Source organism: Pseudomonas sp. DWP3-1-2, from assembly GCF_049896285.1.
Lineage (GTDB): Bacteria > Pseudomonadota > Gammaproteobacteria > Pseudomonadales > Pseudomonadaceae > Aquipseudomonas.
The window spans coordinates 74,892-89,166 of the sequence record NZ_JAFCTZ010000002.1 but is presented as its reverse complement, the minus strand read 5'-3'; the positions used below and the strand labels follow the sequence as shown (position 1 = coordinate 89,166).

Annotated in this window: 19 protein-coding genes; 10 read left to right on the top strand and 9 right to left on the bottom strand. The window is 57.8% G+C overall.

What is annotated here, in order from left to right; genetic code table 11:
- The first annotated feature begins 2 nt into the window (after positions 1-2).
- From ACP7B0_RS06265 to ACP7B0_RS06225, 9 genes are all read left to right on the top strand, one after another.
- A complete protein-coding gene (locus tag ACP7B0_RS06265; RefSeq protein WP_426140182.1) occupies positions 3-527 on the top strand; it encodes a KdsC family phosphatase in 525 nt (174 codons plus the stop codon).
- Between the two features lie 9 nt (positions 528-536).
- Positions 537-1,109, top strand: a complete 573-nt coding sequence (gene lptC, locus ACP7B0_RS06260; protein ID WP_426140181.1) for an LPS export ABC transporter periplasmic protein LptC — start codon at positions 537-539, stop codon at positions 1,107-1,109.
- Complete coding sequence (gene lptA, locus ACP7B0_RS06255) at positions 1,096-1,638, top strand: lipopolysaccharide transport periplasmic protein LptA (protein WP_426140180.1); 543 nt, start codon at positions 1,096-1,098, stop codon at positions 1,636-1,638. Before lptC ends, lptA begins: the two co-directional genes overlap by 14 nt.
- On the top strand, positions 1,639-2,364 hold the full coding sequence (lptB, locus tag ACP7B0_RS06250; protein WP_426140178.1) for an LPS export ABC transporter ATP-binding protein: 726 nt from the start codon (positions 1,639-1,641) through the stop codon (positions 2,362-2,364).
- Positions 2,365-2,550: 186 nt separating this feature from the next.
- Complete coding sequence (locus ACP7B0_RS06245) at positions 2,551-4,044, top strand: RNA polymerase factor sigma-54 (protein WP_426140176.1); 1,494 nt, start codon at positions 2,551-2,553, stop codon at positions 4,042-4,044.
- A gap of 130 nt (positions 4,045-4,174) precedes the next feature.
- On the top strand, positions 4,175-4,483 hold the full coding sequence (hpf, locus tag ACP7B0_RS06240; protein WP_426113676.1) for a ribosome hibernation-promoting factor, HPF/YfiA family: 309 nt from the start codon (positions 4,175-4,177) through the stop codon (positions 4,481-4,483).
- Between the two features lie 10 nt (positions 4,484-4,493).
- The gene (gene ptsN, locus ACP7B0_RS06235) at positions 4,494-4,958 is read left to right on the top strand and encodes a PTS IIA-like nitrogen regulatory protein PtsN (protein WP_426140175.1); all 465 of its coding nucleotides are present in this window, start codon (positions 4,494-4,496) and stop codon (positions 4,956-4,958) included.
- A gap of 2 nt (positions 4,959-4,960) precedes the next feature.
- Positions 4,961-5,818, top strand: a complete 858-nt coding sequence (rapZ, locus tag ACP7B0_RS06230; protein WP_426140174.1) for an RNase adapter RapZ — start codon at positions 4,961-4,963, stop codon at positions 5,816-5,818.
- Positions 5,819-5,834: 16 nt separating this feature from the next.
- Positions 5,835-6,107 carry an HPr family phosphocarrier protein gene (locus ACP7B0_RS06225; RefSeq protein WP_426140173.1) on the top strand — a complete coding sequence of 91 codons (273 nt, stop codon included), beginning with the start codon at positions 5,835-5,837 and terminating at the stop codon, positions 6,105-6,107.
- Between the two features lie 88 nt (positions 6,108-6,195).
- On the opposite strand, the gene ACP7B0_RS06220 is transcribed toward ACP7B0_RS06225, so the two are convergent.
- From ACP7B0_RS06220 to ACP7B0_RS06190, 7 genes are all read right to left on the bottom strand, one after another.
- Complete coding sequence (locus tag ACP7B0_RS06220; RefSeq protein WP_426140172.1) at positions 6,196-6,534, bottom strand: zinc ribbon domain-containing protein YjdM; 339 nt, start codon at positions 6,532-6,534, stop codon at positions 6,196-6,198.
- A gap of 121 nt (positions 6,535-6,655) precedes the next feature.
- Positions 6,656-7,267 carry a superoxide dismutase gene (locus tag ACP7B0_RS06215; protein WP_426140170.1) on the bottom strand — a complete coding sequence of 204 codons (612 nt, stop codon included), beginning with the start codon at positions 7,265-7,267 and terminating at the stop codon, positions 6,656-6,658.
- Between the two features lies 1 nt (position 7,268).
- The gene (locus tag ACP7B0_RS06210; protein WP_426140169.1) at positions 7,269-7,727 is read right to left on the bottom strand and encodes a hypothetical protein; all 459 of its coding nucleotides are present in this window, start codon (positions 7,725-7,727) and stop codon (positions 7,269-7,271) included.
- Between the two features lie 269 nt (positions 7,728-7,996).
- Entirely contained in the window at positions 7,997-8,326 is a 330-nt protein-coding gene (locus tag ACP7B0_RS06205) for a hypothetical protein (RefSeq protein WP_426140168.1), read from the bottom strand.
- Positions 8,323-8,883: a thiamine pyrophosphate-binding protein gene (locus ACP7B0_RS06200; RefSeq protein ID WP_426140167.1), complete on the bottom strand. Its 561-nt coding sequence runs from the start codon at positions 8,881-8,883 to the stop codon at positions 8,323-8,325. Before ACP7B0_RS06200 ends, ACP7B0_RS06205 begins: the two co-directional genes overlap by 4 nt.
- Positions 8,880-10,073, bottom strand: coding sequence for a PepSY-associated TM helix domain-containing protein (locus ACP7B0_RS06195; RefSeq protein WP_426140166.1), 1,194 nt, complete (start codon positions 10,071-10,073; stop codon positions 8,880-8,882). The genes ACP7B0_RS06200 and ACP7B0_RS06195 overlap by 4 nt, the downstream gene beginning before the upstream one ends.
- A gap of 288 nt (positions 10,074-10,361) precedes the next feature.
- Entirely contained in the window at positions 10,362-11,054 is a 693-nt protein-coding gene (locus ACP7B0_RS06190; protein WP_426140165.1) for an HAD-IA family hydrolase, read from the bottom strand.
- Between the two features lie 309 nt (positions 11,055-11,363).
- Here ACP7B0_RS06190 and ACP7B0_RS06185 point away from each other — a divergent pair, with 309 nt between their 5' ends.
- Positions 11,364-12,851, top strand: coding sequence for a YdgA family protein (locus ACP7B0_RS06185; RefSeq protein ID WP_426140164.1), 1,488 nt, complete (start codon positions 11,364-11,366; stop codon positions 12,849-12,851).
- Between the two features lie 48 nt (positions 12,852-12,899).
- Here ACP7B0_RS06185 and ACP7B0_RS06180 read toward each other — a convergent pair whose 3' ends face one another.
- Both ACP7B0_RS06180 and ACP7B0_RS06175 read right to left on the bottom strand, forming a co-directional pair.
- Positions 12,900-13,718 carry a mechanosensitive ion channel family protein gene (locus ACP7B0_RS06180; protein ID WP_426140162.1) on the bottom strand — a complete coding sequence of 273 codons (819 nt, stop codon included), beginning with the start codon at positions 13,716-13,718 and terminating at the stop codon, positions 12,900-12,902.
- A 101-nt stretch (positions 13,719-13,819) separates the two neighbouring features.
- Complete coding sequence (locus ACP7B0_RS06175) at positions 13,820-14,269, bottom strand: methyl-accepting chemotaxis protein (RefSeq protein WP_426140843.1); 450 nt, start codon at positions 14,267-14,269, stop codon at positions 13,820-13,822.
- Positions 14,270-14,275: the final 6 nt, after the last annotated feature.

Below are 14,275 nucleotides of genomic sequence, written 5' to 3'. Positions count from 1 at the left end.
TCATGACCACAGAGTTGCTGCAACGAGGCAAGCACATCAAGCTGGCCGTTTTCGACGTCGATGGCGTGCTGACTGATGGCCGCCTCTACTTTCTGGAAGACGGCAGCGAGTTCAAGACCTTCAATACGCTGGACGGCCAGGGCATCAAGATGCTCATTGCCTCGGGAATCGTCACTGCCATCATCAGCGGCCGAAAAACCCCGGTCGTAGAGCGTCGCGCCAACAATCTGGGCATCGAGCACCTCTATCAGGGTCGCGAAGACAAGCTGGTCGTTCTGGATGAATTGCTGGCCCGGCTCAATCTGAATTACGAACAAGTCGCCTATCTGGGGGATGATCTGCCAGACTTACCCGTCATTCGCCGTGTCGGACTGGGCATGGCGGTCGCCAATGCCGCAGACTTTGTACGACAGCATGCCCACGGCGTTACCAGGGTACGGGGCGGCGAAGGCGCAGCTCGCGAGTTCTGTGAACTGATTCTCAGCGCGCAGGGCAACCTTGAAGCCGCCCACGCCGCCTACCTATAGAAGCCATTTATGTTCAGTAAAAAAATTCGATCATTTCTGATCTTCGGCGTATTGGCGGCCCTGCTGGCCGCTGCCGGGTATTGGAATATCAGCCCTGAAAGCTTCATGGACCAGCCTGCGGCCTCCGTGGACGAAAGCGCTATCGACTTTTACGCCATCAACGCCCACAGCGTTCAGTACTTGCCCGACGGCAAGCTTCAATACGAGATGACGGCCGACAAGGTCGAGCATCTCAAGGCTACCGACGTCACGCTGCTGACCACGCCGGACCTGCAAATGTATCGTGGCACCCTTTATCCGTGGCACGTCCAGAGCAAGACAGGCGAGGTTTCCCCTGGCGGAGACCACGTCGAACTGATCGACTCGGTTCGCATAGCCCGAACCGATGATAAAAACCGCACGACCATCATCACCAGTAGTCGGATGACGGTATTCCCACAGAAGCAATATGCGCAGACCGAGCAAGCCGTTAGAATCGACGGGGCAGGCGGTGTGACGACGGCCAAAGGGATGAAAGCGTATTTGAACGACGGCAGGATGGACCTGCTGTCCAACGTAAGAGGACAGTATGAGGCTCGTTAAAACCCTTCCTTTCTTGCTCGGCCTGGGCGCAGCACTGGGAAGCGCGAGCGCCTGGTCCCTGCCGACTGACCGCGATCAGCCGATCCACATCCAGTCTGATGATGCACAGCTTGATGATAAACAAGGCATAGCCACCTACAAAGGCAACGTCATCATCACGCAAGGCTCGATGAAGATCACCGGTAACACCGTGACCATCACCCGTAATGCTCAGGGCGAAGTCGACGTGTTCACGTCCGTCGGCAACCTGGCTTATTACGAGCAAAAGCCATCGGTGGACAAGCCTATTGTTCAGGCTTACGCGGTCACCATCCAATACTATGCATCGCAGGATCGCATCGTGTTGATCGACAAGGCCAAGGTCATCAATGACGGCAACACGTCCGAAGGCGAGAAGATTGTCTACGACACCGTGAAGCAGATCGTCAGCGCTGGCCGCGCCAATGGCAACAAGGTCACGACACCGCGCCCGCGCATCGACATGGTTATCCAGCCGAAAAAGAAAACCGACCAGCAGAAGGCCCAGTAAATGGCGACGCTGAAAGCCCAGCATTTGGCTAAAAGCTACAAGGGCCGTCAGGTCGTGCGTGATGTGAGCCTGTCTATCGACAGCGGCCAGATCGTTGGCCTGCTCGGGCCCAACGGTGCCGGCAAGACCACCTGCTTTTACATGATCGTCGGGCTGGTGCAGGCCGATCAGGGTCGCGTACTGATCGACGACCTGGACGTGAGCCACCAACCCATGCACGGTCGCGCACGCGCGGGCATCGGCTACCTGCCTCAGGAAGCCTCGATTTTCCGCAAGCTGTCCGTCTCGGACAACATCATGGCCATCCTTGAGACCCGCAAGGAACTGGACAGCGCGGCGCGGCGCAAGGAACTGGAAAGCCTGCTGCAGGAATTCCACATCACCCATATTCGCGACAACCTGGGGATGAGCCTGTCCGGTGGCGAACGTCGCCGGGTTGAAATTGCACGCGCCCTGGCTACTTCACCGAAATTCATTCTGCTCGACGAACCTTTCGCCGGCGTGGACCCGATTTCAGTCGGCGACATCAAGCAGATCATCCATCACTTGAAAGCCAAGGGTATCGGCGTTTTGATCACCGATCACAACGTTCGGGATACTCTGGACATCTGCGAAACCGCTTACATCGTCAACGATGGGCAACTGATCGCCGAAGGCGACTCGGAAACCATTCTGGCAAATCAACTGGTGAAAGAGGTCTACCTCGGTCACGAGTTCCGCCTGTAATTACTGTGGTGCCTCGCCCCTCCAAGCGAGCAATGCCTGGATGTTTTCGATGATGATGCATTAATTGCCATCACACTCTAGGCAAACACTTTGGTTTCAGGCATATAATTTGCTTATGCAGGCGCTCCGGCGCCCCGGTAGTGGATGGCGCGTGTGCGCCGGCGAATAAGGTGTTAAGCCCCAGCCATGAAACCATCGCTAGTCTTGAGAATGGGCCAGCAGCTGACGATGACGCCGCAGCTGCAACAGGCCATCCGCTTACTCCAGCTTTCGACTCTGGATCTCCAACAAGAGATTCAAGAGGCGCTGGAGTCCAACCCTATGCTGGAACGCCAGGAAGAAGGAGAAGACTTCGACAACGCTGACCCCCTGGCCGACAGCGTCGAGCAAAAGCCCAATCCCGACGTTCAGGAGCCGACTTATCAGGAACCCGCCCCTACGGTAGACAACCTGGAAGAAGGCGACTGGAACGAGCGCATTCCCAATGAATTGCCAGTGGACACTGCCTGGGAAGACGTCTACCAGACCAGCGCCAGCAGCCTGCCCAGCAATGACGATGACGAATGGGACTTTACGACTCGCACGTCCGTGGGTGAAAGCCTGCAGAGCCATTTGCTCTGGCAGCTGAATCTGGCGCCCATGTCCGATACCGATCGTCTGATTGCCGTGACGCTGATCGACTGCATCAACAATCAGGGTTATCTGGACGAAACCCTCGAAGAGATTCTCGACGCCTTTGATCCCGAGCTGGATATCGAACTGGACGAGATCGAGGCCGTTCTGCACCGCATCCAGCAATTCGAACCTGCGGGCATCGGGGCGCGCAACCTCAGCGAATGCCTGTTGCTGCAATTGCGCCAACTGCCCGCCAAAACCCGCTGGCTGGCTGAAGCTCAGCGCCTGGTCAGCGACTTTATCGACCTGCTCGGCAGTCGCGACTACAGCCAGCTGATGCGCCGCATGAAGCTCAAGGAAGATGAGCTGCGTCAGGTCATCGAGCTGGTTCAGAGCCTCAATCCACGGCCGGGCTCGCAAATCGAATCCACCGAAGCCGAATATGTTGTGCCTGACGTTATCGTGCGCAAGGACAACGAGCGCTGGCTGGTGGAGCTTAATCAGGAATCGGTGCCTCGCCTGCGGGTGAACCCTCAATACGCCGGGTTCGTGCGCCGCGCCGACACCAGTGCCGACAACACCTTCATGCGCAATCAGTTGCAGGAAGCCCGCTGGTTCATCAAGAGCCTGCAGAGCCGCAACGAAACGCTGATGAAAGTCGCCACCCAGATCGTCGAGCATCAACGCGGCTTTCTGGAATATGGCGACGAGGCCATGAAACCGCTCGTCCTGCATGACATTGCTGAGGCGGTCGGCATGCACGAATCGACGATTTCCCGCGTGACTACGCAAAAATTCATGCATACGCCGCGCGGCATATACGAATTGAAATATTTCTTTTCGAGCCACGTCAGCACGTCGGAGGGCGGTGAATGTTCGTCCACGGCGATTCGGGCGATCATCAAAAAACTGGTTGCCGCTGAAAATCAGAAAAAGCCGTTGAGTGACAGCAAGATCGCTGGTTTACTGGAGGCACAAGGCATTCAGGTAGCTCGTCGCACAGTTGCTAAATACCGCGAATCACTGGGCATTGCGCCATCCAGCGAACGCAAGCGACTGATGTGATCCGGCCGGGTAAAGACAGGGTGCGCACAACCCGCAGTCGTTTTTACCCGAGCCAGAGCTGCAAGCCAAAGCGTTCCAGTGGTAGGCAAAAGCCTGCCTCTTTATGCACTGGCAATAAGGAGAAAGCGGTATGCAAGTCAACATCAGTGGACATCAACTGGATGTGACCGACGCCCTACGCGACTACATCACCGAAAAACTCGGACGACTGGAGCGCCACTTCGACAAGATAACCAATGTGCAGGTCATCATGGAGGTCGAGAAACTGAAACAGAAAATCGAAGCCACCCTGCACATCCCTGGTGCGAAAGTGGTCGCCAATGCGGAACATGACGACATGTACGCGGCGATCGACCTTCTGACCGACAAGCTCGACAGACAATTGCTCAAGCATAAGGAAAAGCAGATCGGCCACCTTCAAGGTGCGACGGCTCGCTGATACCCCCCACATGATCCGACTTGAAAACATCCTGACCCCCGGCCGTTCACTTGTGAACGTGTCGGGTGGCAGTAAAAAACGTGTACTCGAATCCATTGGCAATCTGATCGGCAAAGAAGTGCCTGATCTGGATTCGCAAACCGTGTTCGAGAGCCTCGTCGCCCGGGAAAAACTCGGGTCAACCGGCTTTGGAAACGGGATTGCGATCCCCCACTGCCGTCTTGCCGGGTGCTCGGCGCCCATCAGCGCCGTGTTGCGCCTTGATGCTCCTGTAGAATTCGACGCTATCGATGGCGCGCCAGTGGACCTGCTATTTGTCCTGCTGGTCCCTGAAGCCGCCACCGATGAGCACCTTGAGCTGCTGCGCCAGATAGCCAGCATGCTTGACCGCACCGATGTGCGTGAACGCCTGCGCAGCGCCCAAAGCAGTGAAACGCTTTATCAGGTGGTGCTGGACGTGCAGAGCGGTAACTGACCATGCGCATGATAATCGTCAGTGGCCGTTCAGGCTCCGGCAAGAGCACTGCACTGGACGTGCTGGAGGACAGCGGCTTCTATTGCGTTGACAACCTCCCTGCTGGCCTGCTGCCCGAGCTGGCCGAGCGCGCGCTGATCAATACGGAACTGGCCGAGCCGCTGCTCGCCGTGTCCATTGACGCCCGCAATCTGCCAAGCCATCTGACGCGCTTCCCGCAAATGCTTCAGGAAGTGCGCTCGCGCAATATTCAATGCGACGTGCTTTATCTGGATGCGGACGAAGCCACGCTTTTCAAGCGTTTTTCGGAAACCCGACGCCGTCACCCGTTGAGCACGGCCAATCGTTCACTGGCCGAAGCGATACGGGACGAAACCACGCTGCTGGGCCCGATCATCGATCTGGCCGATCTGAAGATCAACACCACGCACCTGAACCTCTATCAATTGCGCGACGCCCTGAAGCTGCGGCTGCTGAACAAGCCAGAACCGGGCACCGCCTTCCTGATCGAGTCGTTTGGATTCAAGCGCGGCATGCCCGTGGATGCCGACCTTGTGTTCGACGTGCGCTGCCTGCCCAATCCTTACTGGAAACCTGAGCTGCGCGAGCATTCAGGTCTGGAACAACCGGTTGCCGACTACCTCGCCGCACAGCCCGATGTCGAGGAGATGTTTCAGGACATCTTCGCGTACCTCAACAAGTGGCTGCCCCGCTTCGCGGCCAGCAACCGCTCGTACGTCACCATTGCCATTGGCTGCACCGGCGGGCACCACCGCTCTGTTTACCTGACCGAGCGCCTGGGTCAAGTCTTGCATCAATCCCTCAAGAACGTTCAGGTCCGCCACCGCGACCTAGGCTGAAAGGACTTCCACTGCGATGCCCGCTCGTCAAATCACCATCATCAACAAGCTGGGCCTTCATGCCCGTGCAGCCGCCAAATTTGTGGGCGTGGCCGGCAGGTTCCCCTGCCAGATCAGAGTCGGACGTGCGCCTGACAGCATGGTCGATGGCAAAAGCATCATGGCCGTTATGATGCTGGCCGCCGGCAAAGGCACAGAAATCCATTTGTCGACCGAAGGCGAAGACGAACAGGCTGCGCTGGACGGACTCGTCGAGTTGATCAATAACAGGTTTGATGAAGGGGAATGACCGAGCCGCCTGGCTTCATTGAATCATCTGCGTAAAAAAGCCCGATCCAGGATTGACTCCGGATCGGGCTTTTTCGTTAGAGAAGGATTTAGCCCTTCTTCACAAACTCTGATTTCAGCTTCATTGCGCCGATACCGTCGATCTTGCAGTCGATGTCGTGATCGCCGTCAACCAGGCGGATGTTCTTGACCTTGGTACCGACTTTGACCACGAGGGAGGAACCTTTGACTTTCAGGTCCTTGATGACGGTGACGGTGTCGCCATCCTGCAGCGTATTACCGACCGAATCCTTGATGACTTTGACGTCGTCGGCAGCTTCCGCAGCGCCTTCGGCGGACCATTCGTGCGCGCATTCCGGGCAGATCAGCATGGCGCCGTCTTCGTAGGTGTATTCGGAATTGCATTTCGGGCAGGCAGGTAAGCTCACGGTGATTCTCGCGTCAAAGGGTAAAAACCATGGATTATAAGGGGTTTTTCCCGATGCCGCGTCACCAATCTCGGCAGTGCCCGGCGCGGCCCGTCCAGGCTTCAGTACCCCGCACGCCCACTCAGGCCAGGGCGGCCTGATAACGACGGGAAACTTCGGCCCAGTTGATGACGTTGTAAAACGCATTGATGTATTCAGGTCGGCGGTTCTGATAGCGCAGGTAGTATGCGTGCTCCCACACATCCAGCCCCAGAATCGGTGTATTACCGCTCATCAACGGGCTGTCCTGATTGCCGCTGCTTTCCACCACAAGATTTTTCTCAGGCGTAACGCTCAACCACGCCCAGCCGCTGCCGAAGCGCGTCAACGCCGCTTTGGTAAAAGCTTCTTTGAACGGTTCGAAACCCCCCAGCTGTTCATCCATGGCCTTGGCTACATCACCCTCAGGCAAACCGCCGCCTGCCGGGCTCATCACAGCCCAGAACAGCGAATGGTTCGCGTGCCCGCCGCCCTGATTGATAACCGCCGGACGCAGTTTTTCCGGCAACTGCTGCACCTCGCCAACCAGCTTCTCGATTGACCATTCGGCCCATTCGGTCCCTTCAAGGGCAGCGTTAAGGTTGTTGATATAGGTCTGGTGATGCTTCGTGTAGTGAATTTCCATGGTCTGCGCATCGATGTGTGGTTCCAGGGCATCGTAGGCATAGGGCAAGGCAGGCAAGGTAAACGGCATATCAATGTACTCCGTAAGAATGGGCAAACGTGGCAGCGTTACGCTGCAATGACACCCGCGCGTGCTCACCGCCACTGCTCAACAGCCGTTGGGTCCGAGGGTATTCGCCATGCTCGCTGATGAACGTCAGCAACTCGGCGTAGGTTTTGCTGCTATGACGCAGTGCGGCCTTGCGCAAGGCGGGCGTGAACTGCTGATCCTGCATAACCTGCAGCAAGCGCTGATGAATCGCGCACAGGTACTCGGCGCTCTCCTCCGGCTGGTGCAGGCTCAGGTGCAGGTCCGCCAGGTTGTGATGGGAGATGACGCAAGCCGCGACAGCTTCGTCAGGGTTGGGCCAGCGGTCTAACAACACCTGAGCCAGCGCCAGCGCCTGCAGGTACAACTCACGGGCATCGACCAGCTCACCGAGGTTGAAACAGCGATTGGCCTGTTCAATGGTGCGTTTCCAGTGCTCCATGGCGCGGCTCCCTTGGCAGCAGCTGGCGAGCGCCAGGCCACGCCAGCAGTGAGGTTTTCAGGATCGGACCGAGGCAGTACGGCCCCCGTGCATTGCTTGAGCCGGGCTTGCACGCTCAGTGAGCGCCGTAACCCGTAACTCGCGGCAGCACGTGAAGCCCTGCAATATCACGAATAAGACTCATTATTATTTGATATCAGAAGCCAAGACAACCCCGAAAATGAAAGGGTTTTGTAAAGAGAGCAAAAACCCTCCCTCATATCAGCCCTTCACGGCGCCGGTCTGATCTGCAAATGGTCCACTTCCAGCACATGACCCGCGCCGACATCCATCAATACGTAGAACTCGCCCGGCGGGCGCTTGAAGGTGAATGTGGAGTCAGGGCCGAATTTGCCGGGAATAAGAATCCGTTCGTTGTAGTCGATCACATCCACGGTCACGTCCGGTACGCCGACACCACTGGAAAATCCACCGGTGCAACGAACTTTCCGGTCAGGCAGTTCTTCACACTGGCAGAACAGCCCGTGGGCATGGGCACTGCTTGCCAGACCCAACAAGCCCGCAACCGCGACCAGACGCAAAGCGTTCAAGCGGATCATCGTTTGTCTCCCGGTCTGGCCAGCCATTGGACCGTTTGGGGTGACGCCTGGGTCAGGGGGATTGCCTTCTGATGGACCGAGCCATCCCAACCTTCCAGAGTTATCCAAAGCTCATCATCTGCTTGTGTGGAGGTCGGTATCGGCACTTCAGCCCCCAACCGATAAGGGCTGCCTTCAAAAATCGCACCGGCAGCGCGCAGACTGCGCGGCTTGCCCATGCGCATGTAAACGGCCTTGACCTGACTGATGCAGGCTTGGCACAGAGTTGCGTTGAATTCCTTCACAAAGCCGGCTGGCCCATCCGACTCCGGGCCATCGTCGTGTACTTCGGCCAGCGTCAGGCTCCATGGGCCGATTTGAACATCGCCCATGATTCGCTCACCCAGCCCACCATCGCCCCGCATGAGCGCAGCGTTCTTGAAATAGGCAGGCATGAAGCCCAGCGGGATCAACAGCAGCAGGATATTCAGGTGAAAACGCCACTTGAGCCACAGACGTGCGAGTCGGGTGCTGGGCAGGGAGGTTTTCTTTCTGGAGGCAGCGGTGGTCCGGCTCATGAGTTGATCTCCTGGCGGACGGCGCTCACCGCACTCAGGCGTTGCGTGTCGCGTTCCGGGCGCTTGAGCAGCGCCACGGTGGCCAGCGCAGTGCGTTTGCTCCAGATCAGCAGACCGCTAAGCACCATCATGCTTAACAGCAAACCGAAGACAAACCAGACCATCTTGATCCAGATCCCGCCGAAATCCCCGGTGTGCAACGGCCGCATGGACTCAGTCACGAACTCCAGTTTCGAATTGTCCGCCAGCAGTCGCTGGCCAATGATTGCCCCGTTGTAGGGATTGATTTCTGCGGTCTGGAACATCAACGGGTACCAACCCCGCCCTCCTACGGTCAGCGGTGCGTAAGCCGTACCGGGAAGCTCGGCGAAGGAGATTTCCAGCCCCGGAACTTCACGTTGGGCCACGCTGATCGCTTGATCGAGATTGAAGGTCGGTGGTCGCTCTCCCGAGGGTGAAAGGGGCACCTCTTCGCGGGCGACGAATACCGGAACGCCCTCGGTTGATAGGGAAATACGATTGTCGAAAAGCAGCGCCTGAATCAGAAACCAGGTCCCGGTGATGGAAATGACGGCGATAAACCAGATTGACCAGATGCCCGACAGGCGATGGAAGTCGCCCCAGAAAACCCGAGCGCCTTGATTGAAGCGCAGCCTGGGCTTCAGAAAACCACGCCAGAAACGCTTGTAGACCACCAGCCCGGTGACCAGCGATGCCAACAACGGCAAGCCCAACAGTGAGACCAGATACCAGCCCCAACTGAAGCCATGGGTAAACGGCACCAGCCACCAGCCATGCAACGCCCGGGTAAAACCACGGAAGTTAAAGGTCGCGGCCTTGCCCTGGATGACGCCCGTATAAGGGTTCACGTACAACGTGGTCAGCGTGCCGTCAGGATTACTGACACTGGCCGTCAGCGCAAAATGCGACTCATCCGGGCGCACGATGTTTCTGACCACCAGCTCCGGCTGCGCCTTGTTGATCGCCTCGACGGCCTCGCCGAGGGTCAACAGCGGCGCGGCGTCCGAAGGCTTGTGTGCACGTACCTCCGGCTGCGCCAGCCAGACAATTTCCTGACTGACCACTGCCAGTGTGCCGGTCACGCACACAATCAACACAAAGAACCAGATCGGCAGAGCCAGCCAACTGTGAACCAGAAACCAGATACGCGAACGCGACTTTTTGGACATGGGGCGCAATCTTGTCTTGAGGGGGACAACCGGTCCTATGGCGGACAAGGCAGGGCCAAATAAATGTTGGCCATACCTCCAAGACGAATGAGAGGCGAAAAAACGAGGGCGAAGATGCAAGCAAATGTTACCGCGGGCCCGCCCTTGGCAAACCCAGCACTGACGGCCTGAACCGGAAAGGCATTCCACCTTGCCCGTCCAGTCCAGTTCAAAGCGTTGACAGCCCGATACCCGTTGCAGGTAAACGCGACGCCGGCCGCCAGTCGCCGGCCGCCGGTCGCCGGCCGCTTAAACCTTCATCCCCGGCAAACCCCAGGCCTCAAGCGGGAAATCTGCCAGCGACCCCAGCAACAGGTCCGCGTGGGTGTACTGCTCCACTGGCATATGGGAGTCAGGCACCGCTATGGCATGCATACCCGCGGCCTTGGCGGCTGTTACGCCGAACGGGGAGTCTTCGAAGACGATGCAATTGGCGGGCGTGACGCCCAGACGGCTGGCGGCAACCAGAAAGATATCCGGCGCGGGTTTGGCGGCGCCTACTTGCGGGTCATCGGCGGTCACCACGGTTTCGAACAACTCGAACCATCTGCGATGCTGTTGGGTTTTTGCCTTGAAGTAGTGAATGGACGAACTGGTGCCCACGGCGATGGGGATGTTGTGCTCAGCCAAATGCCGCACCAGCGCCTCGGCACCGTGCATGGCCGCCGCCTTAGGAAAGCGCTCGTCGAGCATGGGCGCGCGGATGTCGAGAAATTCGTCCACCGACAATGGCAGCTCCAGCTCCTGAATCACGAACCCGGCAAAGTCCCGGGCACCACGGCCGATGGTGTGCTGTTTCACGGCCCAGTCGAACGTGCGGCCGTAGCGGCTGGCAATCAGATGGGTCACCTCGGTATAGATACCTTCGGTGTCCAGCAGCAAGCCGTCCATATCAAAGATTACGGCCTCGATGGGGCCTCGTTCGCTGTGCCATTGCGTCATGTTCTCGAATCCTGTTTTTAAAACCTGAAGTCAGCCTAACGTCTGTAGTACGACTATTGCCACCGGTGTGTGAATCTGGCGTTACTGCAACCCGATAGGTCCTCAGCCGCCCCACTCCCGATGGAAAAAGAGCATTTGTACGCATAAGAAGGCAACAACGCTGGGCCGCTGCAAGTTGTCGATGATAATCTCTCGCAACTTTTCTCCGCAGCAGCGCTGATCTGTCGCCTTGAATAAGGCCACGGAAACTCGCTCTGGTTCAGGGAAGATATCCTTCAACATCCAGAAACGGACATCGTCGAGTCAAACATGAATAAATCAGCAGGCATCGCAGTAGGCGTCATCGTCGTCATAGGAGCCCTGGCCACTGGCGGCGCCTGGTATACAGGCACCCGGCTTGAAGGCGTGTTGCGCGACTCGATCCAGAACGCCAACCTGGAGCTGGCAAACTCGCTCAAGGGCAGCAACAGCAGCATGACCATTGAGCTGGCGTCGATGGATCGTCACCTGTTCAGCAGCACCGCCCATTACCGTGTGGTGATTCAGGACCCTAACCTGACGGCTGACGGTACCAATGCCGAGTTCCTGTTCGTGGATCACATCGAGCATGGTCCGTTTCCGGTCTCGCGCATCACGTCCCTGAAGCTGCTGCCCGTCATGGCGCAGAGCAATTTCGAGATGGAAAAAAGCCCGAGCGCCGAGAAATGGTTCGCCATGAGCAAGGGCGTTGCACCGGTCAAGGGCTACGCCAGTGTCGGCTACGACCGTGCAGTGAGCGGCGCACTGAACCTGTCTCCCCTTGAAATGAACGACACCGACGGCACCTTCACGTTCTCCGGCCTGAACATGGACGTGGACGCCAGCGCCGATGCCGAGAAAGTCAATTTCGCAGGCAACATGGACAACCTGAAACTGGACGTCACCGGGCCCGATGGTCAAGTGATGTTGGCCGTTCAGGGTTTGACCTTCGACAGTGGTGGCACCAAAGGCAAATCCGGCTTTTACCTGGGCCATAGCAACCTGAAAATTGCCAGCGCTCTGGCACAGGTTGCAGGTCAGCCACCCATTCTGTTCAAGGACGTGGTCAACACCAACCTGGCGCAGGAAGACGAAGGCAAGTTTGCCGCGCAGGTTAATTACAACGTTGGCATGATCAATTTTCAGGGCAATGACCTGGGTGCCGCGCAGATGGCATTTAAAGTCAGCAACTTTGATGTCGCGGCAACCCAGGCGCTGTATCAACTGTATGAGACCAAGATATTGCCGCAGCAACAGGCCGCTGCCGCCGCCGGCGAGCCTCTGCAACTGGCGCTTTTGCCTGCCGATCAACAACTGATGGAAGCCCAGATGTCGAGACTGCTGGCCGGCAAGCCTCACGTCGAGTTTGAAAAGCTGGCACTCAAGACCACCAACGGCGAAAGCCATGTGCGCATCGCTGTGGACCTGAAGGACCCCGGCTCGCTTGATCAGCCTTCGTCGGCTGTCCTCGCAAAAAGCATCGGCCAGCTGGATGCCAAGGTTGTGCTGTCCAAACCGATGATCCAGGACATCGCTACCCTCCAGGCCAAAGCTGCCGGGCTGACGGATGCCGCTGCCATTGAAACGCAGGCCAAATCGGCCAGCGACATGATTGCCACCCTGGCCGTGGCGCTGCAACTGGCCAAGGCCGAGGGCGAAAACGTGGTTACGGACCTCCATTACGCCAATGACGTGGTGGATTTCAATGGCCAGAAGATGTCACCTCAGCAGTTCGTCGCCCTGATCATGGGCAAGGTCGGCGGAATATCCGGGCAGTAAATGGAAGGTATCAGGGCTGCGCGTCCAGCAGCCCTGAGCCTTGTGGAGTCAACCTGGTGTGTGCGTTTTTGAAACGTCACGCAGCAGGCTTCTGATCACCTCCACGGATTTGTAATACACCGGCCAGTAATGGTCGTTGTGGCAATAGGGCCTGACCGACAGCGTCAGGGAGTCCGGGGAGATGGCCGAGAGGTTGATGTCCACTTCCGGATTGGCCAGCACATCGGGAATGCTGCCAATCTGTTGCCTGAGCGTCGACATCACCGCCTGTTCGTCCACCGTGGCGGGCAAGGTCGCGGTCAGCTCCACTCGACGGAATTCGTTACTGGAATAATTAACGATGTTGCCGGCAAAAATCTGATTGTTGCCCACCAGCGTCAGCACGTTATCCAGCGTATTGATGGACGTGACGAACAAGCCGATTTCCATGACCGTGCCCGTTACCCCTGCCGCAGTGATCACATCACCGACCTTGAAAGGCCGCAACACAATGATGAACCCGCCCGCGGCCAGATTGGCCAACAGCCCCGACCACGCCAACCCGATGGCCAGACCCACCGCTGCCAGCAATGCCGCCATGCTGGTGGTTTCGATACCGCAGAAGCCCAGAATCGCGATCACCAGGAAAATGTTCAGCACCACCGTGATGAACGACCCCAGGTAACGCAGCACGGTAGGATCAAATTTTTGGCGAGTCAGCGAGCGCTGCACCATGTTGACCACAACCCCGATCAGCCAGCGCCCCACGATCCAGAACAGTATGGCGACCACCACCCTGAGCAGGATCACAGCCCCGTATTGCAGCCCCATATCCAGTAACGCGGTGACTCTATCCGTGCCGATATTGATGAAGTTCAGATCGTCCATGATGGCGTCTCCCTGCCAATAATCTGCTCCGTCCATCATTACTGAAACACCTGCCACCTCGCTACTGACAGTTCTGACAGGAAGCAAAGTGCTATTGCGCGTTACTGCGTCAATCCCACCAGGGTATCCGCCAGTTGCCGTGTGCGCTGGGAGGTGCCTGCTGTCATGCCGCTGGAGCCTTCCAGCTCGCTCAGCAATCCGGTCAATGTTCCGACTTCCGTCGATTGCTCCTCGATGTGCTGCGCCACTTTGCGAATTTCCTGGGCGAGGTGATCGATGTCAGTACCAATGTCACTGGCGTTCTGAGAGGTCTTCTGCGCCAGTTGGCGCACTTCATCGGCCACCACGGCAAAGCCCCGGCCCATTTCTCCCGCGCGGGCGGCTTCAATGGCAGCGTTGAGCGCCAGCAAGTTGGTCTGGCCGGCAATCTGCTGAATCGTCTGCACGATGGACTGAATTTTCAGGCTCGATCTGGCCAGCTCCCGTGAACTGAGCACGACTTCATCGGCCTGGCTGGCGAGGCTTCTGACGGTGTGACTGGCCTTGTCCATCACCTG

What these genes read in the sequence shown, in the direction of transcription:
- ACP7B0_RS06265 (WP_426140182.1), top strand. Translation starts at nt 3, where the DNA reads ATGACCACAGAGTTGCTGCAACGAGGCAAGCACATCAAGCTGGCCGTT.
- lptC (WP_426140181.1), top strand. Translation starts at nt 537, where the DNA reads ATGTTCAGTAAAAAAATTCGATCATTTCTGATCTTCGGCGTATTGGCG.
- lptA (WP_426140180.1), top strand. Translation starts at nt 1,096, where the DNA reads ATGAGGCTCGTTAAAACCCTTCCTTTCTTGCTCGGCCTGGGCGCAGCA.
- lptB (WP_426140178.1), top strand. Translation starts at nt 1,639, where the DNA reads ATGGCGACGCTGAAAGCCCAGCATTTGGCTAAAAGCTACAAGGGCCGT.
- ACP7B0_RS06245 (WP_426140176.1), top strand. Translation starts at nt 2,551, where the DNA reads ATGAAACCATCGCTAGTCTTGAGAATGGGCCAGCAGCTGACGATGACG.
- hpf (WP_426113676.1), top strand. Translation starts at nt 4,175, where the DNA reads ATGCAAGTCAACATCAGTGGACATCAACTGGATGTGACCGACGCCCTA.
- ptsN (WP_426140175.1), top strand. Translation starts at nt 4,494, where the DNA reads ATGATCCGACTTGAAAACATCCTGACCCCCGGCCGTTCACTTGTGAAC.
- rapZ (WP_426140174.1), top strand. Translation starts at nt 4,961, where the DNA reads ATGCGCATGATAATCGTCAGTGGCCGTTCAGGCTCCGGCAAGAGCACT.
- ACP7B0_RS06225 (WP_426140173.1), top strand. Translation starts at nt 5,835, where the DNA reads ATGCCCGCTCGTCAAATCACCATCATCAACAAGCTGGGCCTTCATGCC.
- ACP7B0_RS06215 (WP_426140170.1), bottom strand. Translation starts at nt 7,267, where the DNA reads ATGCCGTTTACCTTGCCTGCCTTGCCCTATGCCTACGATGCCCTGGAA.
- ACP7B0_RS06210 (WP_426140169.1), bottom strand. Translation starts at nt 7,727, where the DNA reads ATGGAGCACTGGAAACGCACCATTGAACAGGCCAATCGCTGTTTCAAC.
- ACP7B0_RS06205 (WP_426140168.1), bottom strand. Translation starts at nt 8,326, where the DNA reads ATGATCCGCTTGAACGCTTTGCGTCTGGTCGCGGTTGCGGGCTTGTTG.
- ACP7B0_RS06200 (WP_426140167.1), bottom strand. Translation starts at nt 8,883, where the DNA reads ATGAGCCGGACCACCGCTGCCTCCAGAAAGAAAACCTCCCTGCCCAGC.
- ACP7B0_RS06195 (WP_426140166.1), bottom strand. Translation starts at nt 10,073, where the DNA reads ATGTCCAAAAAGTCGCGTTCGCGTATCTGGTTTCTGGTTCACAGTTGG.
- ACP7B0_RS06190 (WP_426140165.1), bottom strand. Translation starts at nt 11,054, where the DNA reads ATGACGCAATGGCACAGCGAACGAGGCCCCATCGAGGCCGTAATCTTT.
- ACP7B0_RS06185 (WP_426140164.1), top strand. Translation starts at nt 11,364, where the DNA reads ATGAATAAATCAGCAGGCATCGCAGTAGGCGTCATCGTCGTCATAGGA.
- ACP7B0_RS06180 (WP_426140162.1), bottom strand. Translation starts at nt 13,718, where the DNA reads ATGGACGATCTGAACTTCATCAATATCGGCACGGATAGAGTCACCGCG.
- ACP7B0_RS06175 (WP_426140843.1), bottom strand. Translation starts at nt 14,269, where the DNA reads ATGGACAAGGCCAGTCACACCGTCAGAAGCCTCGCCAGCCAGGCCGAT.